A 23,383-nucleotide genomic window follows, 5' to 3' on the forward strand; every position below is an offset into this window, starting at 1 on the left:
GAGGCTGTCACTGATAGTATCGGTCGAGGCTTAAGACCACATGTTATCAGTAGCGACCAGAACTGTTGATTCAAGTTGTGCTCGGTGATTAACTGATTTGATTATCGTCTCCATAGCACACCGGTTCTGCCTGCCGAAGCGGGTAAATAAATATATGTTTTCACAAAACTAAAAGCCTTGTTATTAACACCGTTAAAGTGTTAGTAACAAGGCTATTTTAGACTCAAAATTTAAAATTAATTTTCTTCTACAGACTTGGGGGTCCTAGTTGCGTGCGGGGCACGGTGGATCGCATCCTTCAATACGAATGGTGCAATCATGGTGACCAAAATAATGACCAGAATCACATCGGAATAATAGTCACCGGATAATAAGTGTGCTGAAAACCCAATTTGGGCCGTAATCAACGCCATTTCACCACGCGAAATCATCCCGGCTCCGACTAAATAGTTACTATGCCCACTGAAGCCGTTCAGTTTTGCGCCCAGGCCGCAACCCAATAGCTTGGTTAGGACACCGAGGACCGTCATTACCGCAATAAACGGCAAGGCTTCCCAGAACCCTTTAAACGTCATGTTCAGGCCGACACTGACGAAAAATAGCGGGATAAACATCGTGTAGCCAACCGGTTCAATCGAAACGTCCACAACGTGTTGGTAGTCCGTTTGCGCAATGGCGACGCCGGCAAAGAACGCGCCAATCGCACCGCTTAAGCCAACCAAGTCCGCTAACCACGCCATAGCCAAACAAATAATGATGGCCACGATGGTCGGACTAGCCGCCATTAACAAATGGTCACTCAGCCGCATTAAGTACGGTGCCACCCATTTAATGACAACAAAAACGCCAATAAAGAAAGCGACTTGTTCAAGCAACACGACACCCAAATTAGTCTGGCTCACACCGCTTTGATGCCCCATCATCGAAATCATGATACTGAGTAAGATCACGCCAATGATGTCATCCGCGACGGCGGCCCCTAAAATCGTCGCGCCTTCCTTAGTATCCAGCGCCTTGAATTCCTTTAAGACTTCCACCGATATTGAAACGGAGGTTGCAGAAAAAATCACCCCAATAAACAACGATTCGAACCAGCTAAATTGGAATAACCGGCTGGCGACGCCCATGATGACCACCGGAAAAATCACCCCGATAATTGCCACCACGATTGCCGGCCGCAAGTACTTGCGCAGTAACGCCAAGTTACTCTCTAGGCCACCGATAAACATCAGCACGACAACCCCGATGTCCGAAAACGTTTGAACCATCGTTGTTAAGTGGACCCAGTTGAGGATTGCGGGACCCAGTACGATTCCGACTAAGATCTCCCCAATCACCGCCGGAATTCCCATCCGGTGCGCAAAGTGTCCCGCTAGCGTGGTCGCAACGATCAACAAACAAAGTATTCCCAAAAAAGCCATCGACTCACCATCCATTAATTAGTTACTTTCTATCATACACCATTTAATTCCGGTTCATTTTGTAATTCCGCGCGGCTACCCCTTGCTGAATCACGTGCCAGCTTAGCCCAATCATCAACCCAATCAGTGCGGGCAAGGCCCAATCTAGCCCGAGTTTTGCCAGTGGTAAGTAGCGGTCATCCCACGCCAGTAACTGCTGAACCCAGCCTAAGTGCGTAATAATGGCGGGTGCCGCCCCCAACGCGTCTAAGATCGCCGGAATTAAGGTCAGCGCAGTCGTCCACCGGTAAACGGCGGGGTCGTTGTGAAAAATTGGGGAAGCAATGGCTAAGATAATTAGCGTGATTGCCAGCGGGTATAAAAACATGAGCATTGGCGTCGACCACGCAATGATCTGGTCCAAGCCGATGTTAGCGATCAAGAGTGAGGCGCCGCAAGATAGTCGGTTCCAAGTCCGATAACTGATTTTTGGAAATTTGGCGTGCAAGGCTTCCGAAAACGACGTCGTTAAGCCAACCGCCGTTGTTAGACAAGTTAAGGTCGCCATGATGGCTAAAATAATTTCTCCGGGAACGCCCATCAAAGCGTTCGCAATTTGTGAAAAGGCGATCCCACCATCAGTTGATAATTTAAAATGTGCCAGTGACGTTGCGCCGAGCCAGATTAAGCCTAAATAAATCAGGACTTCTAGACTAATACTAAGTAGACTGGATTTGGCCGCCGTTTGAGCAATTGCCTTAGGTTCTTTTTGACCAAGGCCGCGAATCGTCGTAACCACCGCGATCCCGAATAGTAAGGCTGCGAGTGCGTCCATTGTGTTATAGCCTTGCAAGAAACCGTTCAAGAAGGCCCCACCCTGATAAGCCGTCGTGACCCGGGCCGTTCCAGCGGTTCCGAGTGGGTGCGTGAAAGCTAGTCCAAAAATCAATGCTAGTAAGATTAAAAAAGTCGGATTGAGGAGTTTTCCAATTGTATCAATAATCCCAGTTGGTTTGCGGGACGCCCAGTAAGTAAAGCTAAAGAAAAGTAGCGAATAAATCAGTAAGTATAGTGGGGCTTGACTGGCACTAACGTGGCTTGCAATTCCAATTTGAAACGGCGTGGTCGCCGTCCGGGGCGTCGCAAACAACGGGCCGAGGGTCGCACAAGTTAAGATCATAAAGGTCGTCGCGTAGCGTTTGCCAATCGGTTTAGCTAAATCGTAAATGCCGCTACTCCGGGTCACGCTGATTGCAATGATGCCAAGTAGCGGCAGGATCGTCCCCGTCAACAGGAACCCCCAACCAGCCGTTAACCAGTGGCCGCCCGCTAACTGGCCTAGATGAATGGGAAAAATCAAGTTACCGGCGCCAAAAAACATGCCGAATAGCATTGAGCCAATAATAATATAGTGTTTGAGCGATAATTTTTGCGTTTGCATTTTATAAACCTCCGTTTGTCATGTTCAACACCAACTGTCAGCGATTTTCTTACACTCGGTTCAAACCACCGTCACTACTTCGATAATTCCGCATAAGCCTCAAGTTCCCTTCGAAATCAAAAAAGCGTCCTTACCGAATCCAATTGGATTCAGTAAGGACGCTTGCGCGTGGTACCACCTTATCTTCGTATTTTGCGAACCGCAAAATACCTCATCACGTACGGCAACTTTAAGTTGCGATACGTTTGTCCAATAATGGGGACCCCCAGCTGACACTCGTCAATCGTCGCATCAGCAGTTCACAGGTTACTTTCGGGTTAGGACTAGTATCGCCTCGCAGACACCGACGACTCTCTGAAACTAGGCCCAAACTTACTCTCCTGATCTTCACGTTTAATCTCATTTATTTTTAATGATTGCAATCATAAACTCATTTTTGTGAGCTGTCAATCTTTTTTTAGGCGCTAATTCACCAAAACCAGTTTCTGAATGGCGTCCGCCACGCCGCCCTCATCATTCGTGAGCGTCACGTAATCCGATGCCTCTTTGGCGACGTTGCTACCATTTCCCATGGCGACCGCGGTGCCGGCAAACGCAAACATTGGCAAATCGTTACGTTCATCGCCGATCGCCATCACTTCGTCAGCTTGAAGTCCTAAGACCTTGGCTAAATCTTTAAGCGCCTGGCCCTTATTGACCTGAGCGTGCATCAGTTCTAAGAAGTTCGTGGCCGCCCGAACAACGTACAGATCGCCACCAAACGTTTCTCTAACTAGTGGTTCCACGGCATCTAGTTGCGGGCCTTCTCCGACAAATAATCCCTTTGCAATCTGAAAATCAGCGGGTAATTCATCCGGTTCACGCACCAGTAATCCCGCCTTATTTTCCCAAGCTTGCACGACCGTGACCCAGTTGACATCCCGGTCGGCCGTATAAATCGTGCTTTCCGCATCCAGGACGTTAAATGGCACGTGGTGTTCCTTGGCAAACGCCGTCATTCTGCGATAATCAGCGTTTGCCACTAAGTGCTTCGCGACAACGCGACCGGTAATACTTTCAATCACCGCGCCGTTATACGTCACAACGTACTGGTCGTCACCCGTAATGCCTAATTCCGCTAAGTAGCGTTTGACCCCCGCTAGAGGACGGCCGGTACAGAGGACAATTTTAACGCCCTGCGCCGTTGCTTTTTGGACTGCTTGAATCGTGCTTGTCAGTAATTTCCCCGCCGAATTGAGTAACGTGTCGTCAATATCGATTGCAATTAGTTTAATCGTCATAGTTAAATTTCCTTTCGTTCACGAATTCGGTTACAATTAACCATATCACCGAAGCCGCTTTCCTAATTGTCCTTAATATAGCATGGACTAATCAGCATAATGGTTGATTTTTGAAAGCTAACGGTGACATTTTTAAGACGCTAACCAAGTGAGGCACTTTATGAAAATTTTACACGAGGCGGTCCAAACAATTCCCCGCCTACCCTTTAAATTTTACGAACACGATCCCCTAACGCCCATTGCCGTGAAACCACACTGGCATCAAGGGATTGAACTTAACTACTTAAACGCCGGCGCAACGTTAAAATTCGTTACGGACGGACACACCACCGAATACCGTCCGGGCGACCTCTGGACCGTTAACCGGCGCGTCGTTCACAGCGCGAGCGGCCCCGAACAAGTCGACTGGGACGAGTTCGGCCTAATTATTGACGATGACTTTTTAACGAACCGGGTCGCCGAAAGTGTCAACTGGCAACTAAACTTGGCCGGTGTGACTTCCAATCAGGACCATCCCGAAGCTTATGCGCTCATCCGCGAGCACCTCGTTGCCATCCGAAAACTCTTAAAAGAACCAACGACCGACCTGCTACGACTCGAAATTCTCAGCCATTTTTACGGTCTATTAGCCACGCTGGGCGCGTCGTTTACGACGCCGTTAGACGATCACGACGTTAACCCAAACTTTTCATTAGTCGATCACGTGATGACGACTATTAATCAGCGCTATTCCGAACCCATCAGCGGGAACACCCTTGCAGATGACTTTCACGTTTCTTTGACCACACTCAACCAGCAGTTCAACACAAACGTTCAGCTGTCGGTCAACCGCTACTTGCGCCTGATTCGGCTCATGAACGCCCGCCGACTGCTTCTCGAAAGCGACCGCAAGATTGAATACATCGCAACGAGCTGTGGTTTTCCCAACGGTAAGACGTTTAACCGGAATTTCAAAACCTGGAAGGGCATGACCCCGACCGATTATCGGCAAGCTTATGCCCGTTATCACAAAATTGACACCAGTTGCTTGTAAAAATGTCCGCTACCCCCTTTTTCCGCATGGTAAACTACGGCCATCAACTAAAGCAAAGGGGACCCACAACATGATTAAATTAATGGCAACTGATATGGACGGCACCTTCTTAAAAGACGACATGACTTACGACGAAGCAAAGTTCGCATTACTTTACCAACAACTCCAATTGCGCGACATTCGCTTCGTAATTGCCAGCGGTAACCAATATTACCAACTCAAGTCCTTTTTTAAGGACTATCCCGAACTGATCTATGTCGCTGAAAACGGCGCCTACATTCGTGACCAACAACACGTTTACGCGCAACACGCCTTTGCGCCGACAGCGGTGACGACGATTTTAGAAAAGATCCAAGCGATTCCTGAACTCAAATTACTCGTCTGCGGCGCGAAGAGTGCTTACACCCTGAACACGACCGACCCACAACACGTTGAAAACATGCGCCACTATTACTACCACTTGGCCGTGATTGACAATTACCAAGCCATCGATGACGACATCTTAAAGTTCGCCATCAGTTGTCCCCCAGAAAAGACCGACGCCATTGTCGCACAACTGCGGACCGCACTAGCCGGCTTAGGCGAGCCAACTAGCAGTGGTCACGGCGACATCGATATCATTCAACCCGGAATGAATAAGGCGGCCGGGTTAAAGGAATTCGGTCAAATCCTCGGGATCGAATTAGCGGACATGGTCGCTTTCGGTGACGGTGGTAACGACCTCGAAATGCTCCGTGAAGTTGGCTTAGGGGTCGCAATGGCAAACGCCCAACCCGCTGTAACGGCCGTGGCTGACCAGACGACGGGCACCAATCAAGCCCAGGGCGTTTTAACGACCATCGCCCAACTCTTAAGTGACTAGCAATGACGCAACCTAACTTAAAAACGACGCTCAGCATTCTGGGCCTGTCCACCGTCAGTAGCGTGGCAACCATCATTACGGGCGTTATTCCCCAACTCAAACAAACTTTTCCAACCGTTCCGACCACCGTTATCGAATGGCTAGTCACGATTGCGAACCTGAGTGCGCTGATCACCCTCTTGCTTAACCCGTGGCTCGTCAAATGGTGGGGCATTCGCAAGACCGTTATCAGCGGTTTGCTCATTAGTGCCGTTGTGGGAATCGTTCCCGCATTCACAAGTCATTTCGCATTAATTATGATTAGCCGAATTTTACTTGGCGTTGGGATTGGTCTGTTTTCGCCCCACGCCATTAGTTTAATTGCGCACAGCTATCAGGGTGACTTGCGCGCCCGCCTGCTCGGCTACCAGACGGGGTTGTCAGCCTTAGGCAACGCAGTGTTGCTCAGTTTAGCTGGTCTACTTATCGGCCTCAGTTGGCACGCCGTTTTTTGGTTATACGGGCTACTCGCTATCATCGCCCTGCTCGTGGCACGCTACGTCCCCGAACCCGCACAAGCATCGGTCGTGACAACGGTGACTAAGACGGCCACCTTGCCACGGCGCCAGTGGTTCCTCGTCGCGTTGACCTTCCTCACTTATTTGCTGATTTGGGGTGTTCAACTAAAATTACCAAGCTACTTTGAACTTCGACACTTTGGTAATGCACAAGTCCTAAACCTCACACTAGCCGCAATGAATGTCGGCGGCTTGTTGGCGGGTCTCAGTTTCGGGGCGCTTCACAAACGGCTACACCGTTTCACTTTGACCTTGGGTTATGCCGGGGCGGCGTTGGCAGTCTTACTGCTGTGGGCGACGTCCAACGCGACCGTCGCCATCATCGCCGCCATTGGTTTTAACTTTATTTACTCGTATACCGGGCCCTACCTAGTCTTTACGAGTAACAACGGGTTAGACCCAGCACAGATCAACCTGCTCAGTAGCACCTTAACGATTGCCACCATCATTAGCGCTTTTTTCGCCCCGTTAGTTTGGAACCAATTAGGTAAAATTGGGCCCCAAGCCCTGACGGATAACGTGTTATTATGGATTACCTTCACGCTGGCATTACTGGCTGTTTTGACCTTATTACGGCCTAAAAAAACCGTTGCTTGATGCGCTTTGATCCTACTAAAAATACCCCTTCAAAAGTTAATCACTTCTGAAGAGGTATTTTTGATTGCTAAATCACATCATTGTTAATATAAATACTGCAAATCACTAGCCGGGGTTGGGTAAGCCAAGACCAACCGTTGTAAATCAGCCACCGTTAAGTGCTGCTCAATCAGCAACGTCAAATAGTTGATCATCTCATCCGCAAGGTCACTTAACACGGTGGCCCCGACAACTTGCCCGGTTGTCTGATCCACGACCACTTTAGCTAAGGCCTGCTTAGCGTTAAACCGATAATACGTAAACCACGTCGTCATATCGAGGTCGTTAACAACATAGCGGTCCGGTTGTGCCGTTGCTTCCGCCGCACTTAGACCGACTTGAGCCAACTTAGGCGCCGCATAAACTTGCGTTGGAATAACTGGATAATCAATTGGGCCAACTGGTTGGGTCAATTGGCCCACCACGTAACGCGCTTCAAAACCAGCAACGGGCGTCAATTTTGGTACCGGCGTGTCACTGACATCCCCAACCGCATAAATGTGGGGATTGGCTGTCTGAAGGTGGTCATTGACGGCAATCCCGTGACGGCCAAACTGAACGCCGACGTGGGCTAAGCCCAAATGATCATCATTAGGGACCCGGCCCGCCGAACAGATGACTAAGTCCGTGACTAATTCAAACCCCGGCGCGGTCTTTAGGTGTAACCCATCCGCTTCCTGCGTAATTGATTGTAAATCCTGATTGAGGTCAAATTGAACACCCGCGTCAGTTAAGTTCGCCATTAGGGCTTGTACCATGGTCTGATCAAATTCCTTGAGGGGCCGGTCATTATGATGAATCAGATGAACATCGGCACCCGCGGCGTTCGCAATCGTCGCCAATTCAAACCCAACGTAGCCCCCGCCAACAAAGGTGACCCGCTTAGGCATCGTGTCTAAGTCCAAAAAGTCGGTACTCGTTTTAAAATACTCGTGACCTGTAACTGGTAAGATAGCAGGACGCTGACCGGTTGCAATCACGACGTCGTTCGTCGCAACCACGGTCCCGTCCACCGTCAATTGACCATCAGCTTGAAAGAAGGCTTCGCCGTGCAGCGTGTCGATGGCCTGGCCCTTTAAACCGGCCAAAGTACCGTCATTGATTTTATCGGTATAGCCGCGCTTATGTGCCATCAAGGCTGGCCAATCCACATCCGGCACACCGGTCAACCCAGCATGTTGCAGATTTTCAGCGGCGACTTTTGCTTCAACGGCGCTCAACAAAATCTTCTTAGGATCACACCCGCGGTTGGGACAGGTGCCACCCCATAAATCACTTTCGACAATCAGTACGTTTTTACCCTTGGCCTTTAAACCACTGGCAACTGCCGTACCAGCGGGACCACCACCAATGACAACAACATCATACTGTGTAGACATTGCATCGTCCTCCTTATCAATTAACTTCCTCATAAGCACTTAGGTAGGCCATCACGGTCTGGCGGTCGAGGTAACCTAAGACTTGGTCATCCTCCGTCACCGCCACGTAATCATGGTCGCTGAGCGCTTCAAACGCTGCGCGTAACGTGGCCTGCCCGTCTAAACGTTGGACTCGTTCGGCGGGAACGTCCGGCTGACTTGCTAAATAACCTTGGACCAGACCAACCCGGCCAACGTAAACATCGTAGACATTTTTAGCCCGACTAGCGCCAAAGAACTCCCGTACGAAGTCATTGACTGGATGTTGTGCCAGTTCACTTGGCGTATCGACTTGTAACAGCTGACCGTGCCGCATAATGCCAATCCGGTCACCGAGCTTTAACGCTTCATTCATATCATGCGTGACAAAAACAATCGTATTATGGTACCGAGCATGGAGCCGTAAAACTAGCTCCTGTAGCTGTTGGCGCGACAACGGGTCCAGCGCACTAAACGGTTCGTCCATGAGCACCGTCTTCGGATTGGCGGCAATTGCCCGCAAGATCCCAATCCGTTGTTGTTCACCACCCGATAACTCATTTGGCAGTCGATCCCGGTATTCCTGTGGCTCAAGGCCAACTTCAGTCAGTAAGTCATCGATTGTCTGGTTAATTTCTTTTTTAGGGGTACCCTTCATTTCAGGAATCACCGCAATGTTTTGGGCCACCGTCATGTTTGGAAAAAGCGCAATTTGTTGGAGCACGTAACCCATTTGCCACCGTAAATCGCGGACCGGCACCGTGGTCGTATCCACGCCATCCACTAAAATGGTCCCCTTAGTCAGTGGTTCCAAGCGATTAATCATCTTTAACGACGTCGTCTTACCACTACCAGAAGTGCCGACTAACACGAAGAGTTCGCCTTGTGAGACCGATAAGTTCAAGTCGGGAATCACCGTCTGACCATGAAAATCCTTTTGCACGTGTTGAAATTCAATTGCCGTGGTCATCTAGTTTGCCCCCTTTAATAAGCCGTGTTTGACTAAGTAGTGATGTGCTACCGTAGACGCCGACTCGTTTTTAACGTTAACTTCGTAGTTCATTTCCTGCATATCAGTTTCAGAAATCTGACCGGATAATTTATTTAGCGCTTTGACAACTTGTGGATGCTTATTGGCAAAGCTAACCTTCATCAACGGCGCACCTTGATACGTCGGGAAGAAGTGCTGGTTATCCTTTAAAATCGCCAAGTTATACTGCCGCAACTCACTATCGGTTGAATAAGCATCGACTAAGTTAATCCGGCCCTTGTTGATGGCTTCATAACGTAATGCCGGTTCCATGGACTTCGCGGTCACATCAAGGTTATACGCCTTTTTGAGCCCCTTCAAACCATCGTTACGGTCGATAAATTCCAGTGTCATCCCTGGCTTCAAAATTGATTCAACCCGGTTCAAATCACTAATGTTAGTCAACTTATGCTTCTGTTTGAACTTCTTAGTGACCGCTAACGCGTACGTATTGTTATATTTCATAGGTTCAAGCAACGTCATCTGATCTTGCTGACTCAGGCGCTGTTTTGCTAATTTGTAAGTCTGCGCCGCCGTCATGCCCTTAGGATTCGTTCCTTTTACTAAGGTTTCAAGCACCGACCCCGTAAATTCAGGATAAATCTGAATTTGGTCGTGCTGCAACGCACTGAATAGGAACGTCGTCTTCCCGAAGTTAGGTTTTAACGTCACTTTGACGCGCGGATTCTTGGCTTCAATTAGTTCTTTATACATATTAATTAAGATTTCAGGTTCGGAACCGAGCTTACCCGCAATCGTGATCGTTTCAACCCGGTTGGCATAGGCACTGTACGCCCCACCACCGCCGAGCAATACTAAAATCACACCAAAAACCGTGAGCGCACGCCGGGGACTAGCCGTCTGGAACCAACGTACTAGGGCGCTTAATAAGATGGCCAAGAGCGCGGACGAAACGGCCCCAATTAATAATAACGACGTATCGTTACGGTCAATTCCGAGCATGATAAAGGTCCCCAGGCCACCGGCCCCAATTAACGCGGCTAACGTAGCCGTCCCAATAATCAGCACGAGCGCCGTACGGATACCAGAAATGATTTGGGGCATCGCAATGGGCAGTTCAACTTTAAACAGCTTTCGCATCCGCGACATCCCAAAAGCATCGGCCGCCTCTTCAATGGAAGCGTCGATTTCTGAAATTCCTAAATACGTATTTTGAAAAATTGGCAACAGCGCGTAGATTACTAGCGCAATCACCGCCGGTACCGTCCCAATCCCAACGAGTGGAATAAGCAAACCTAAAAGTGCCAATGACGGAATCGTTTGTAAAACACTGGTCAATTGTAGTAGTCCTTCCGCCCATTTTGGTCGCCGACAGGCCCAAATAGCTAACGGAATCGCAATCACCATTGCGATAACTAGTGCCGCAATCGATATCCCTAAATGCTGCCACAACGCAGTTAATAGGTCACCACGGCGTTCCATAAACGTTTGAATTAAAGTGTGCATGGTTACCCCCAATATTTCCCTTAATTTTCTTAATCGTAGCATACCAACTTAAAAAGCCCAGTAATTTGCATTCTCGTTTTAGATGTAACTTTAAAAGTTTCATCTTTGATGATAAACCTTTATTTTTCATCTGTCAAAAAATGATTTACCACCCACATCCCGTAATTTAAAAGTGTCCACTAAATTTCTTGGAAAGGTAATTCTATGTCAACGATTCAAATCTATCTCGTGACCGAAGTCGTCACCAAGTCACCAAAGAAAGGCGTCCCAGCCGCAGCTTGGGCCGCCTTCCTAACTTATCGTGACCAACAAAAAATACTCACCGCCGGCCAGTACACGCTCACCAGTAACGCCATCCTGCTAACTGCGCTCATTAGCAGTCTCAAAGCCTTAAAACGACACGACCTCCCCATTATTGTGAGTCTACCCGCCGGAGACGTTTTAACCGCGTTTAGTCAGCAAACTTACGTGGTATGGCGTCAAAACGGCTGGAAAATTGACAATCACGCGATTGCAAACCAACAATTGTGGGAGACTTTGATTGCTTTAACTGACCGTTTTCCAGACCTGACGCTTACAGAACATTCGGTCCACCACTCTAAGAACACGGCCTTAGTGACAACGGCGCTTCAGAAAACTTTGGCGCAATTATGATGCCATTCAAAACCAAAAAAGGCGTCGGGAAAAATTCCCGACGCGCTCGTTGTACGATTTAAGTAATATTAACTAACTAAAGGTTGAAAAGTCTAAAACTGCGATTAACACTGTAACAGTAGTGATAGTTATTCCTAAATTATCCACTCCGTCGGGTAGCCCTGGTGTGCTATGAGGGACGGTCCCAGCCAAAGTGCGGTCTGCTCCCTCAATTCCAAGCCGATAACCCACGTCTTTGAATCGCCCTACAAGATTGGCAGATAAGAAAAATCTGCCAATCTTGCCGACACAGCACACCAAGGCTACCCGACTGCGCTAAAAACAGATTTACTATTTTGATTGGGATAATCGGAGGTTGTCACTGATGATATCGGTCGTGAAGGTGGCTTTTGACCGGTGATTTTCCGGTCTTAGGCCACGGACGGTTCGGAACAATTGCGACCTTTGCAATTGTTCCGGGCGAGGGGTGAGACCGCTCTTTGGCTTACCCCGGTCCCACGACCGCATGTCATCAGTGACAGCCGGACTAGCTTACAAGTAGCTAATCTTTATTGGTTTAGATACTGATACAACAGTAATCAATCCCTAAATTTAACTTTCAACCTCCAGATATTAACTAATAATTGGCACTGCTACTTTCAATGGATCACGACTACTCTTGTTCAGGAGTCCCCTTAGTACGGTGCCGGTAATGCCGGCTACCGACCCGCCGATCCGAACGACCAATAATTTTGGCTAGTTTTGCCGCGCCGTTAACCGACTGGTTCATGGCCCGGTCGAACTGGCGGTCAGTCAACCATTTCCGTGCGGTTAGCGATAGACCAGAAGCCATCCCCGCGTGATACCGCGTCTTGGGCTTCACGTCGTTAACAGCGCGTGCCATTAATTTGGCAATGACGCCGGGGTTAGATGCGAACTGGTCAAATAACGACAACATTGCCCCAACTTTAACCGCTTGTTGGCCGTACGCCGTGTCACCGGAAACTTCTAAGAGTTTCTTTTCCGCAATCCCAGCCCACTCGGTCTTGATGCCACCGGGTTCAATTAAAATAACATCAATCCCAAACGGGGCGACTTCCATCCGTAAGGAATCACTCATTCCTTCGATGGCGTGCTTAGTCCCCATATACCAGGCGCTTAGCGGTTGATAGATTTTGCCACCAATTGATGATGTGTTGATAATCCGACCACGATGTTGCGCCCGCATCATTGGCAAAACAAGTTGCGTCAACCGCATGACACCAAAGACGTTGACCTTAAACTGGTATTCACCTTCAGATAACGGTACGTCTTCCAACGCCCCGTACGAGCCGTAACCCGCATTATTGATCAACACGTCCAGACGTCCCTGTTCCACTTGAATCGTTTTTACCGCAGCTACTAAGGTCGCTTCATCAGTAACATCAATTTTTAGCACGTGCACACCGGCCGCGGCTAGGTCGGTCATTTTTTCGATTCGGCGCGCTGCCCCGTATACGATATTTCCCTGGGCCTGTAATTTCAAGGCCGTGGCTTTACCGATTCCCGAGGACGCTCCCGTGATTAAAATCACGCGTGGTTGATTCATACTAGGTTCCTCCATCGTTTCATAATCTTACTGTCATGCTACGTCAATCACTGCGCAAATGCAATCGAATTCATGGTTCCGGTTATGCTAAAATAGAGCTATCACAAAACGCAATTAATTGGAGGGAAAGAATAATATGGCAACTAAGATTATTATGGACACTGATCCAGGAATTGACGACGCTGCAGCAATTACCATCGCATTAAATCACCCCGACTTGGACTTACAATTACTGACGACGGTCGCAGGAAACGTGACGGTTGATAAAACGACCCTCAACGCCTTAAAATTGACCCGCTTTTTCAACAGTAACGTTCCGGTAGCGGGTGGCGCACCCCAGCCATTACTGAAACCATTCGAAGATGCCGTCCGCATTCACGGTGTCTCGGGAATGCCGGGCTACGACTTTCCTACTGATTTGGCCGACCCGTTGCCACAAACGGCGGTCGAAGCACTGCGGGACTACATTTTAGCCGCCGACAAGCCCATCACCTTAGTGCCAACCGGGGCGTACACGAACATCGCCCTATTATTCAAAACTTATCCCGAAGTCTTGCCACACATTAAAGAAATCGTCGCCATGGGTGGGGCCCTTGGCAAAGGAAACATGACTAGTGCCGCGGAATTTAACGTCTTTACGGACCCGCACGCCGCTGAAATCATGTATCAATCCGGCGTTCCCATCACGATGGTTGGCTTAGACGTCACCATGAAGGCCTTACTAACGCCGGAAACGATGGACAAGTTGACCACGGTCGGTCGTACCGGTGAAATGTTGCACGCCCTCTTCGACCATTACCACGATGGCGGTCAAACCGGGATTCCAATGCACGACGTGAACACCCTCTTCTACTTGCTCCACCCCGAAGCCTTCACCACCGAAAAAATGTGGATCGACGTGCAAACGGACGGACCAGCCAATGGCGAGACCGTTGGTGATATCCGTGGGGCTTATCACGACGGGCAAACCAACGCGACAGTCTGTGTCGACATCGACGCCGCAGCCTTCAACGACTGGTTCCTGACGACGGTTGCCGCTATCGGTTAATTAAAATATTGACGCTTAAACAAAAAACCAATCGAAAATTTCGATTGGTTTTTTTGTTTAAGCTGCGTTCCTTAGATTAAATATCGTCCGGTGTATCTGGAATCAACTGAATCAGTGGTTGACCGAAGTTGACTTCATCACCGTTTTTAGCTAGGAAGGCCTTCACTTGGCCCGCCTGCTTAGCAACGACTGGCCGCATCATCTGCATCGCTTGAATCAGCCCAACTTGTTGGCCCACGGTAACGTGATCGCCTAATTGCACGTACGGTGCTTCTTCTGACGAATGGGCTTGGTAAAAGATTCCCACAACTGGTGCCGTGACGCATTCCTTAGGATCGATTGGATCCACCTCGGCAACGGGGGCACTAGTTGTTTCGGGAGCAACCGTTGTCGCAGCTGGTTCGGCCATTGCGGCGGCGGGCGTTCCTACCGGTGTTGGGGCGACCGGCGCTTGGCTTTCAACTGGTTGCGTTGGTAACGGGGTTGGCTGCGTCGTGACGACCGGCTTGCCATGGCCTTTTTTACCCATTTGAATGCCAAAATCTTGATCATGATATTCAAAGCTCGTTAAACTACTTTGTTCAAATTTATCCATTAATTGATAGATCTTATCCAAATCCATTAAACAGACCTCCTGTGGTTACGCATCGATTATAACGCTAGTGTACCGCAGGATTGTGTTAGAAGTATGAACGCTTTTTTAAGAATTCGTTTATTTTAAGTCTTAGGCTGAAGCCAGAGCCCCGCTGGTCGGCAATACTTTAAATAAAAAAAGTGGCGCTGGGGACTTGCCTGCATTCGCGTACGCTAGCACCGCGTCAACGTGGTCCAACTGCAGTAGCCGATCATCGAGCCGCCACAGATCCCGTTGATAATAATCATGACAATATTGAACGAGGTTGGTCAAAAAATTTCCAATGGCTTCACTGACCGTGTCACCGCGACCATCAACACCCCAAAATTCAGGTGATTCGATCCAGTAACGGTTGTCAGAAAGTTCGCGATAACGGCCCTCTTCATGAACAATAACTAAACGTGGCTTCATTGCCAAGACCCCTTTCAACGGTTACCAATTAAACATTGGGTCTAAGATAGCATCGTCACCGGCACATGGCAATATAAAACGGCGAACCCGTTTCTAATTAAGGTTGTTAAGTTCAACCGCCTTAATATCCAAACTAGTCCGCCGTTTTAATTAAGATTCTAAATGTGCTTCTTTAGCTAAAAAATAACCATGGTGATGCAAATCTTCTTTAAGGTCTTCCATCGTAAACTGGTGATAGTACTCCCGGTATTGTCGGTCAGCGACGGTGAAAAGATCCGTCAACGTTTCACTAATATTGGTCGCAATCGGGGACTGGCCGACCTGTTCATCGGTCTTTGACGGTCCCGTGATGAACCGCGCGTAACTGAGGGTCGGCGGAATGGTGAGATCATAAAGATCACCTAAATTCATGGCGGTAAGCTCTTTTTCAAGTTGGTACCCGCCATTCTTGCCGACCGTCCCAATCAAATAGCCTTGCTTATGCAACACGGATAAAATATTACGAATCATCACTGGGTTTAAGTGCAACGATTGTGCTAATTCGCGGCTAGATACCTTATTAGGCCGGTGTGCGTCCAAGTAAAGAATACTGTGAACGGCAACCGAAAAATCGAGTTTCATTTTAAAATCCCTCCCGCCTTTTACTGGTACCCTTATTTTACCACCAACTGTAATCAGTATCATTTCAATTAGCCTAAAAGTTGCGTTATAATGGCGCTCGGAGGGAAAGTGAATGCAACCAAATATGAGTGCCGCCACCTTTAAGCTGACGGATCAAGCCGCATTATCGCCGGCACAACAACGATTAGAAACTCAACTATTTAACTTCATTACGACCCATTTGAACCAGGAACAAACCGGGCTCTTCGTCATCCACGGAGACGCCGGAACGGGAAAAAGCGCCGTGTTAGCCGCTGCATTTAGCCGGCTACAAGCCCAAAGTCGTCGTAAGGATGCAACAGCTCCCTTACAAGGGACGACTAATTACCTCGTCGTCAATCACAATGAAATGCTCAAAATTTATAAGCAGCTCGCAGGTGACGACCCCGATCTCCGCAAAAAGGACTTTCAAAAGCCGACGCCACTGATCAACCGGCTAGCCAAGACTAACCAAACCGCTGACGTCGTCTTTATCGACGAAGCCCACCTACTGTTGACCCAATCGGATTGCTATAACCGGTTCAATGGCCAGAACCAACTCAGCGAACTCATTAAACACAGTCGCGTCGTCGTGCTCGTCTTTGATACTAAGCAAGTGCTCAAACTAAAAAGTTATTGGCACAGCGCTGATTTAGCCCCATTTTTGGCCCACTATCCACACGAAACGTTTAACCTTGACCAACAGTTTCGCGTCACCGGTAACGACCAAGTCATCAATTGGATCGACGGCTTCACCCAAGGAAAGCTGCTTCCTAAACCGACCGATGCCAACTTTGATTTACAGATCTTCGCTGACGGTCAGCCCATGTACGATCAAATTCGGCAACAAGATCAGCAAGTTGGGCTGTCTAGAATGATTGCCACCGCCGACTTTCCGTACGTCGTTAATCACGGCACGTGGTACGTGACGGCGGGACAGCTCAAGCTGTCTTGGGATAAAGTCAATTTGACGGATGAGCCCTGGGCGTTACGGCCAGAGACCCTCGATGAAGTGGGGTCAATCTACACGATTCAAGGATTTGACCTCAATTACGCCGGCGTTATTTTAGGGCCTTCCGTCGGCTATGACGAGGCACACGACCAAGTCATCGTTCGTCCGGAACGTTACGAAGACCAAGAGGCTTTCAAAAAGCGGTCAGACCTCGGTAATCTTGAACCGTTGCAGCAACAGATCATCTTTAACTCAATTAACGTCTTGATGAAACGTGGCCGTTACGGTCTATACCTCTATGCGGTTGACCCCGTGTTACGACGGCACCTATTAGCGTTATAATTAAGATAACAATTAAGGAGGTTGCCACATGCAAGTTTCGATTCCGACTATTGACGGTGCGCTAGCCGCGCTGTATTCCAAACAAGCTGTGCCCGCACAAACGTATAAAGGCCACCCCATCATTTCGTTTCCAATTAACATCAGTGGGGTACCAGCGGGAACTCATTCACTCGCATTTACATTCGTCGACCACGACGCCATTCCGGTCGGTGGTTTTACTTGGATTCACTGGATTGCCGCAAACATCCCAGCGACGACCACTCAAATTCCGGAAAACGCCAGCCAAACGGGCGCCATTCCAATGATCCAGGGCAATAATTCAACTGCCGGGGGTTACGTTGGCGAAACCGATCCAAAAGTTAGCCAACACTATGTTGGCCCGTACCCGCCCGACAAAGATCACCGCTATTCATTCAAATTATTCGCATTAGATACTGAATTGCCTTTGCAATCCGGTTACTGGCTCAACGAATTTCACGATGCCATCGCCGGCCACGTCCTGGCTACCGCAAAGACGCAGGTTATCGGACGCGTCTAATGTAAAATTTAAATCATTTCATAGAAAAACGCCGTTCAAAATAATTTTCTGAACGGCGTTTTTCTATTATTATGGTCGAAACGTGTGAAAAAAGGCAGTTTGCTCCGCTTAACCCAAAATCAGCAATTATTCCAAACCCAGGAATAATCATTGATTTCACGTTAATGCTCACAACCTATTCGCCTTTTTTCGCACTCTTTTTTATGCCAAGTAGACTAAAATAAACGCAATCAATGCGGGTAAGCCTTGCACCACAATGATCGACTTGCTAGCCGTCGCACTGCCGTAAACCGCGGCAACGAGTACGCAGGCTAAGAAAAATAGCGTCGCCCCGGCACTTGCCGCTGCTGGCATGATGAATAAACTGAATAAAATTCCCACTGCCAAGAAGCCGTTGTATAAGCCTTGATTTTTAAACAAGGTTTGAACTTCTGGCATCTTTAATAAATCCCGCGGTACCCCGAATGCCTTTGCGGCCATATCGCTATTCGCATTAAACATCTCTAACCATAAAATAAAGAAATGTTCTAAGGCGACCAACACAGCCATAATCGTTGCAATAATTTGCATCTAAATCCCTCCCCTACTAAAAAAACGGCCGGTCAACTCAGACGTTAACCAGCCGTCTGATCCTCATCACTAGTATACCGGTTAATTAGTAAACTTGAGAATCAATCACACATTCAATTTTTAGCAGCCGGGCATCCAAACATCTTCCGGTTTAACGCCCTTTTCTTTAGCAAAGGCGTTCCGTAAGGTTTCCATATCCATTAAATGATACGTCTTTGGATGATCCGGATCATAAGATTCGATTTGAGCCATCATCCCGCCATCTTCATGTTCAATGATGTGGCAGTGGTACATGTAGACCCCAGTCAATTCAAACTTAACTTTGATCCGCACGATTTCGCCAGGGTTGACGCCAACCGTGTCTTTCAGGCCATGTTCGTTAGGATAGACTGGACCGTCATTTCTGGCCAATACTTGGAATTGCGTCCCATGAACGTGGAACGGGTGAACCATCCCGTTTTTGGTACTATTCGTATTCCGAATTTCCCAAATAGCAACGTCGCCAACTTTTTGACGGGCATCGATCCGTTGCATGTCGAACTTCTTACCATCCATGGCAACTTGTTCGTCCATCCCATCCATCGTGATCTTACGAACGGGTAAACCAGGGGTTGGTGCTTCGTCCTTAATATCAACTAGATGGTCAGGTAACTTGGTGTCATCTGGTTCAAAAGCTTTGATTCGGAAGTGGCATAGTGGCGTATCATCAGTCATCAATGTGACTTCATCGCCGGGTTGGTACTTGCCAAAGTCAACGACTAATTCGTCACGTTCCGCACAAGTCAACATAACTTTTGTCATGTAGACGGGTTCTGGCATAATGCCGCCGTCGGACCCGACTTGAGCAAAGGCCAAATCATCGTCAAAGTGTAAACGCCATTCACGCCGGTTAGAACCATCCAAGATCCGTAACCGAACCCGTTGTGTGGTGACATCAAAGTACGGGTTAACGGTCCCGTTAACTAGTGCCGTATGACCTTGCACACCGTCTGGATCGTAGTCCGCTTTATAATCGAATTGATTATTTTCGTGGAATTCACGGTCTTGTAAAACCAACGGAATATCATCGACCCCGTAATTACGTGGCAATGGTAATTGGTCTTCGACGTCATCTTTAATGATGACCATCGCAGCTAACCCTTTCCAAACTTGGGTCGCTGTGGATGGACATGGATGGGCGTGAAGCCAAATGGTTGCGGCTGGTTGATGGACCTTAAAATCAATGTGGTTCGTTTCGCCCGGATAAACCGGTGCGTGACAGCCACCATCGGTAATTGGCCCAGGCACGTTCAAGCCGTGCCAGTGGAAAGTCGTTAATTCTGGTAACGCATTTTTTAAATCAATATGTGTGTTTTTGCCATTACGAAAAACAATCGTTTGGCCTAAGAAACCCGCATTGTAACCCCAGGTCTTCGTCTTCTTGCCAGGTAAAAATTGTGTTTCACTGGCTTGGGCTTTGACGGTGTAATAATCGTCCGTTGCCGTTTGCTTATCCGGCTTCAACAGCGGCGGAATTGCCAACGGTTGTGGGGCCGTTTTAGGCGTGACTAGCGGAATATAGCCACCGTCGTGTGTATTGTAAGCTGGTTCATCAAAAAAATAATCAGTATAGACTTTTTTTGCCATGTTGACATCCCCTTAAAATTCTAAACCTCAAATACTTGTGAACAGAATACTGATAGCGCTTTACACGCTACCCTCAGTTTAGAATTACTTTAAACGAGTGTCAATCTTAACCCAATCAACATTTGATCCGTTAGCCCCCAGAATCCGCGTCAATCGTACAATTTCAGTACATAAAAAGGGCCGTGGCAGTTCGTCACAGCCCCAGGGTACGACCTTGGTTTAAAAACCAAAGTGGGGTCGGTCATACCCACTGATATCGATGGCAACCCCGTGTGATGACCAACTTAAAATTCAAAGTTCGCCAACTGGTAACCGATAACGTAATCGAACCGCCGCAATATCTGCCCGACTAATCCCATTATAGCGATTGTCGGCCAACATAACGCTGCGCCTATCCGTACTATGCTGAAGCCCCATACAATGCCCCAATTCATGTTCCGCAACGTGGACTTCATCCCAATAACTGTAACGATAGGTCCAGAAATTACGCGTCAACAACTTGACGAGTCCCTGCGTGTAATAACCGTTATTATAGCCAGTCATAAACGTGATTCCCGCTAACTGATAATATTCCCCGGTTGTCGCATTACTCGTGGTGAGCGTCAATTGATGATGCGCCCTTGTCCCCGCGACAAACTTAAACTGTCCCGTTCGGTTCCAAGCGCGAATGGCCGCCCCATAAACGGAGCGGTCATAATGCGCACCCTGAATCACATAAGTGACCCGGGCCCGCGGCCAACGATTACGGGCAAACGGCGTTGCTGACGCGCCGGCATTCGTCATCGGTGTAAATCCTATCCCAACCAACACGGCTAATACAGTTAAACTTAACTTAAAGCTTCTCTCTCTGCTCATTGCTTGTAACCTTCTTCCGCCACAACGAAGGTTGCCATCAACGGTTTAATTCTACCGACTCACTGCCTGAAACTCGTATTCGAAAGTACCATTTTCAGAGTTGAAACGCATTAACTTCCATTTTACCTGTTAGTTAATTACGTTATCCGTCAACCGGCGTGCTATCATAAAACTAATCATAACTAGTGTCTAACATTGGAGGAACAATCATGGAAAATATTAAACAAGCCATTGTGCAACGGGCGCTGACACTCATCAAACCACAGATGGTCGTCGGTTTCGGTGGCGGAACGACCGTTGGTGAACTCGTGAAGGAAGCGGCCAATCACGTCAACGACATTACCGTGGTCACCCCCTCACCCACGACCCGGCAACTTGCGACCATTCTAGGCTATACCGTCATCGATACGCAGTACTGTGACCGCATCGACATCGCTTTTGACGGTTGCGACCAGCTGGACCACCACGGCAACGCGCTGAAAAGTGGCGGAGGCATCCACGCTAACGAAAAAATCATTGCCAGTTTAGCAGACGAATACTGGCTACTAACCATGCAAGAACGTCTCGTCGATCAGTTTGATACGAAGACGCCGCTCGTCTTAGAAGTGCTGCCCGCCGGCTTATCATTAGCCATGCGGACCATCAGCGAGTTGGGTGGTCAAGCAACCATTCGTACCGCAACTAACCGCGACGGTTTCACCCTTACCGATAATGGTAACTTACTCATTGATTGTCATTTTCCAAGCTATGACAATTTACACAAACTCAACGCGGAGCTGTCCGCACTCGCCGGCGTTGTTGAAACGTCTTACTTCGACCGGTTAGTTTCTAACGCCTTGTTAGGTGACGCGGAAAATCAAACGGTTAACCAGTTATTCTAAGTTGATAATCATTTGTACCATAGTAAAAGCCCCGTTCAAGTTGTCCGTTTTAACGACGAACTTGAATGGGGCTCTATTTTTATAGTAGAAACGTGGGGTAAAAGACAGTTTGTTCCGCTCTTCATTTCATCGGAACCGTTCCTGATGATTCAACAACTGTGACAGCTGCCCCTTGAACTCTTCACTATGTGCCTGCATACTACTCAATTCCTTGCTCATTGGAACCGTGTAATCGGCTACTTCACCGTGTTCACCTTGATCGAGTCCCAGTGCTTCTTCCTGCTCGTCAACGCGCATCTTAACGACTCGTCGCAAGCCAACAATAATGATCGTACAAATCGCTGCGGTAAATGCGATCGTAAAGGCCGTAGCTAGCAATTGTAGGCCAAATAATTTAAAGCCACCCCCGTAGAACAAGCCACTTTGGGCAATCGAACTGTTGACCTGCTTACTGGCAAATAACCCGGTCAAAATGCTTCCGACAATCCCAGAAACGCCGTGGCAACCAAACGCATCAAGCGCGTCGTCAATTCCTAACCGCGGTTTAATCAGGCTGATGAACCCGTAACTCGCAAAGGTCGCCAGTAATCCGATCCAGAACGCCCCCGAAATCGTGACGTACCCGCAAGCCGGCGTAATCCCAACTAAACCGCACAACGTTCCGGTACAGACACCCACAAGTGTTGGCTTGCCCCGGGTAATCATTTCAATAACCATCCACGTCATCATTGACGTTGCGGTCGCCACCGTCGTCGTTAGAAAGGCCTGAACGGTAATGTCATTCATCGCCAACGCGGACCCAGCGTTAAAGCCATACCAGCCAATCCACAAAATTGCAGTACCTAACAACACCCACAACACGTTATAATGCGCTTCGGTGTCCTGACCGAACTTACGCCGCGGGCCAAGGAAAATCGACAAGACTAGCGCGGTCACCCCAGCGTTAATGTGGACCACCGTCCCACCAGCAAAGTCGATAACCCCTAGGTTGGCTAGGAACCCGTTATCCCAAACCATATGCACCATTGGGTAATAGATCAATACCGACCAACAGATAATAAATGATAATAGAAATTTAAACCGAATGCGGCCAACTACGGCACCCACGAACAGAGCGGGTGTAATAATCGCAAACATCATTTGGAAAATGAGGTACAACCCATTAGTAATTTTCGTTGGCGTCAACCCAGTCAGGTCAACACCGTGTAACCACACCGCTTTTAAATCACCAACAACGCCAAAAGCATTCCCCGAAAACGACAACGAATAGCCAACTGCCAACCATAAAATAATCGCTAACCCACAAATCATAAATACTGACAATAGCGTATTAACAACGTTACGTTTAGAAACTAACCCACCGTAGAAAAAGGCTAAACCGGGCGTCATGAAGAAAACCAATATGCTGGAAAGAATCAAAAACGTTGAGTTTGCTGCATTCATAATAACAACTCCAATCTATACCACTTGATGTCAGAAATTATAACATTACTAATCAAATAAACCTAAAATTTTTTAATATTTAGGCTCATTTTTTTCAACCTTCACGATTTTCAGCGTTAA

At 48.2% G+C, this 23,383-nt stretch carries 22 protein-coding genes and 1 other annotated feature; of the genes, 8 read left to right on the forward strand and 14 right to left on the reverse strand.

The window, feature by feature from the left end:
- Positions 1–236: 236 nt before the first annotated feature.
- The 3 genes from AAA939_RS01530 to AAA939_RS01540 all read right to left on the reverse strand — a co-directional run bounded on the left by AAA939_RS01530 (position 237) and on the right by AAA939_RS01540 (position 4,121).
- On the reverse strand, positions 237–1,421 hold the full coding sequence (locus AAA939_RS01530; RefSeq protein WP_338208099.1) for a cation:proton antiporter: 1,185 nt from the start codon (positions 1,419–1,421) through the stop codon (positions 237–239).
- Between the two features lie 43 nt (positions 1,422–1,464).
- On the reverse strand, positions 1,465–2,841 hold the full coding sequence (gene brnQ / locus AAA939_RS01535) for a branched-chain amino acid transport system II carrier protein (RefSeq protein ID WP_338208098.1): 1,377 nt from the start codon (positions 2,839–2,841) through the stop codon (positions 1,465–1,467).
- Positions 2,842–2,992: 151 nt separating this feature from the next.
- Positions 2,993–3,238: a binding site (T-box leader), on the reverse strand.
- 67 nt (positions 3,239–3,305) lie between these two features.
- Positions 3,306–4,121: a Cof-type HAD-IIB family hydrolase gene (locus AAA939_RS01540; protein WP_338230423.1), complete on the reverse strand. Its 816-nt coding sequence runs from the start codon at positions 4,119–4,121 to the stop codon at positions 3,306–3,308.
- 160 nt (positions 4,122–4,281) lie between these two features.
- Between AAA939_RS01540 and AAA939_RS01545 the strand changes: the two genes are divergently transcribed.
- From AAA939_RS01545 to AAA939_RS01555, 3 genes are all read left to right on the forward strand, one after another.
- Positions 4,282–5,154, forward strand: coding sequence for an AraC family transcriptional regulator (locus AAA939_RS01545; protein ID WP_338208096.1), 873 nt, complete (start codon positions 4,282–4,284; stop codon positions 5,152–5,154).
- A 70-nt stretch (positions 5,155–5,224) separates the two neighbouring features.
- The gene (locus AAA939_RS01550) at positions 5,225–6,016 is read left to right on the forward strand and encodes a Cof-type HAD-IIB family hydrolase (RefSeq protein ID WP_338208095.1); all 792 of its coding nucleotides are present in this window, start codon (positions 5,225–5,227) and stop codon (positions 6,014–6,016) included.
- Positions 6,017–6,018: 2 nt separating this feature from the next.
- A complete protein-coding gene (locus AAA939_RS01555; RefSeq protein ID WP_338208094.1) occupies positions 6,019–7,170 on the forward strand; it encodes an MFS transporter in 1,152 nt (383 codons plus the stop codon).
- Positions 7,171–7,253: 83 nt separating this feature from the next.
- On the opposite strand, the gene AAA939_RS01560 is transcribed toward AAA939_RS01555, so the two are convergent.
- Genes AAA939_RS01560 through AAA939_RS01570 form a run of 3 tightly spaced genes read right to left on the reverse strand, consistent with a single transcriptional unit; the run spans position 7,254 to position 11,103 of the window.
- A complete protein-coding gene (locus AAA939_RS01560) occupies positions 7,254–8,588 on the reverse strand; it encodes a dihydrolipoyl dehydrogenase family protein (RefSeq protein ID WP_338208093.1) in 1,335 nt (444 codons plus the stop codon).
- 16 nt (positions 8,589–8,604) lie between these two features.
- Positions 8,605–9,576 (reverse strand): ABC transporter ATP-binding protein, encoded by a 972-nt coding sequence (locus tag AAA939_RS01565; protein ID WP_338208092.1) that lies wholly within the window; start codon positions 9,574–9,576, stop codon positions 8,605–8,607.
- Positions 9,577–11,103 carry an ABC transporter permease/substrate-binding protein gene (locus AAA939_RS01570; RefSeq protein WP_338208091.1) on the reverse strand — a complete coding sequence of 509 codons (1,527 nt, stop codon included), beginning with the start codon at positions 11,101–11,103 and terminating at the stop codon, positions 9,577–9,579.
- Between the two features lie 204 nt (positions 11,104–11,307).
- On the opposite strand from AAA939_RS01570, the gene AAA939_RS01575 reads away from it, so the two are divergent.
- A complete protein-coding gene (locus AAA939_RS01575) occupies positions 11,308–11,757 on the forward strand; it encodes a ribonuclease H family protein (RefSeq protein WP_338208090.1) in 450 nt (149 codons plus the stop codon).
- Between the two features lie 652 nt (positions 11,758–12,409).
- Here the strand turns inward: AAA939_RS01575 and AAA939_RS01580 are convergent.
- On the reverse strand, positions 12,410–13,324 hold the full coding sequence (locus AAA939_RS01580) for an oxidoreductase (protein WP_338208089.1): 915 nt from the start codon (positions 13,322–13,324) through the stop codon (positions 12,410–12,412).
- 136 nt (positions 13,325–13,460) lie between these two features.
- Between AAA939_RS01580 and rihC the strand changes: the two genes are divergently transcribed.
- On the forward strand, positions 13,461–14,372 hold the full coding sequence (rihC, locus tag AAA939_RS01585) for a ribonucleoside hydrolase RihC (protein ID WP_338208088.1): 912 nt from the start codon (positions 13,461–13,463) through the stop codon (positions 14,370–14,372).
- Positions 14,373–14,448: 76 nt separating this feature from the next.
- Here the strand turns inward: rihC and AAA939_RS01590 are convergent, their stop codons facing one another.
- The 3 genes from AAA939_RS01590 to AAA939_RS01600 form a co-directional block, all read right to left on the reverse strand.
- Positions 14,449–14,994 carry an acetyl-CoA carboxylase biotin carboxyl carrier protein gene (locus AAA939_RS01590; protein ID WP_338208087.1) on the reverse strand — a complete coding sequence of 182 codons (546 nt, stop codon included), beginning with the start codon at positions 14,992–14,994 and terminating at the stop codon, positions 14,449–14,451.
- A 102-nt stretch (positions 14,995–15,096) separates the two neighbouring features.
- Positions 15,097–15,417: a hypothetical protein gene (locus AAA939_RS01595; protein ID WP_157061080.1), complete on the reverse strand. Its 321-nt coding sequence runs from the start codon at positions 15,415–15,417 to the stop codon at positions 15,097–15,099.
- 150 nt (positions 15,418–15,567) lie between these two features.
- Entirely contained in the window at positions 15,568–16,038 is a 471-nt protein-coding gene (locus AAA939_RS01600; RefSeq protein WP_338208086.1) for an Rrf2 family transcriptional regulator, read from the reverse strand.
- Between the two features lie 112 nt (positions 16,039–16,150).
- On the opposite strand from AAA939_RS01600, the gene AAA939_RS01605 reads away from it, so the two are divergent.
- On the forward strand, positions 16,151–17,350 hold the full coding sequence (locus tag AAA939_RS01605) for a DUF2075 domain-containing protein (protein WP_338208085.1): 1,200 nt from the start codon (positions 16,151–16,153) through the stop codon (positions 17,348–17,350).
- Between the two features lie 28 nt (positions 17,351–17,378).
- On the forward strand, positions 17,379–17,888 hold the full coding sequence (locus AAA939_RS01610; RefSeq protein ID WP_338208084.1) for a YbhB/YbcL family Raf kinase inhibitor-like protein: 510 nt from the start codon (positions 17,379–17,381) through the stop codon (positions 17,886–17,888).
- 201 nt (positions 17,889–18,089) lie between these two features.
- Here AAA939_RS01610 and AAA939_RS01615 read toward each other — a convergent pair whose 3' ends face one another.
- From AAA939_RS01615 to AAA939_RS01625, 3 genes are all read right to left on the reverse strand, one after another.
- A complete protein-coding gene (locus AAA939_RS01615) occupies positions 18,090–18,458 on the reverse strand; it encodes a DUF1304 domain-containing protein (RefSeq protein ID WP_338208082.1) in 369 nt (122 codons plus the stop codon).
- A 120-nt stretch (positions 18,459–18,578) separates the two neighbouring features.
- Positions 18,579–20,084, reverse strand: coding sequence for a multicopper oxidase family protein (locus AAA939_RS01620; RefSeq protein WP_338208081.1), 1,506 nt, complete (start codon positions 20,082–20,084; stop codon positions 18,579–18,581).
- A gap of 291 nt (positions 20,085–20,375) precedes the next feature.
- Positions 20,376–20,939, reverse strand: coding sequence for a matrixin family metalloprotease (locus tag AAA939_RS01625; RefSeq protein WP_338208079.1), 564 nt, complete (start codon positions 20,937–20,939; stop codon positions 20,376–20,378).
- A 209-nt stretch (positions 20,940–21,148) separates the two neighbouring features.
- On the opposite strand from AAA939_RS01625, the gene rpiA reads away from it, so the two are divergent.
- A complete protein-coding gene (gene rpiA / locus AAA939_RS01630; RefSeq protein WP_338208078.1) occupies positions 21,149–21,820 on the forward strand; it encodes a ribose 5-phosphate isomerase A in 672 nt (223 codons plus the stop codon).
- A 126-nt stretch (positions 21,821–21,946) separates the two neighbouring features.
- On the opposite strand, the gene AAA939_RS01635 is transcribed toward rpiA, so the two are convergent.
- On the reverse strand, positions 21,947–23,263 hold the full coding sequence (locus AAA939_RS01635) for an ammonium transporter (protein WP_338208077.1): 1,317 nt from the start codon (positions 23,261–23,263) through the stop codon (positions 21,947–21,949).
- Between the last annotated feature and the right edge of the window lie 120 nt (positions 23,264–23,383).

The organism is Lactiplantibacillus paraxiangfangensis (genome assembly GCF_036246185.1).
Taxonomy (GTDB): Bacteria; Bacillota; Bacilli; order Lactobacillales; family Lactobacillaceae; genus Lactiplantibacillus; species Lactiplantibacillus paraxiangfangensis.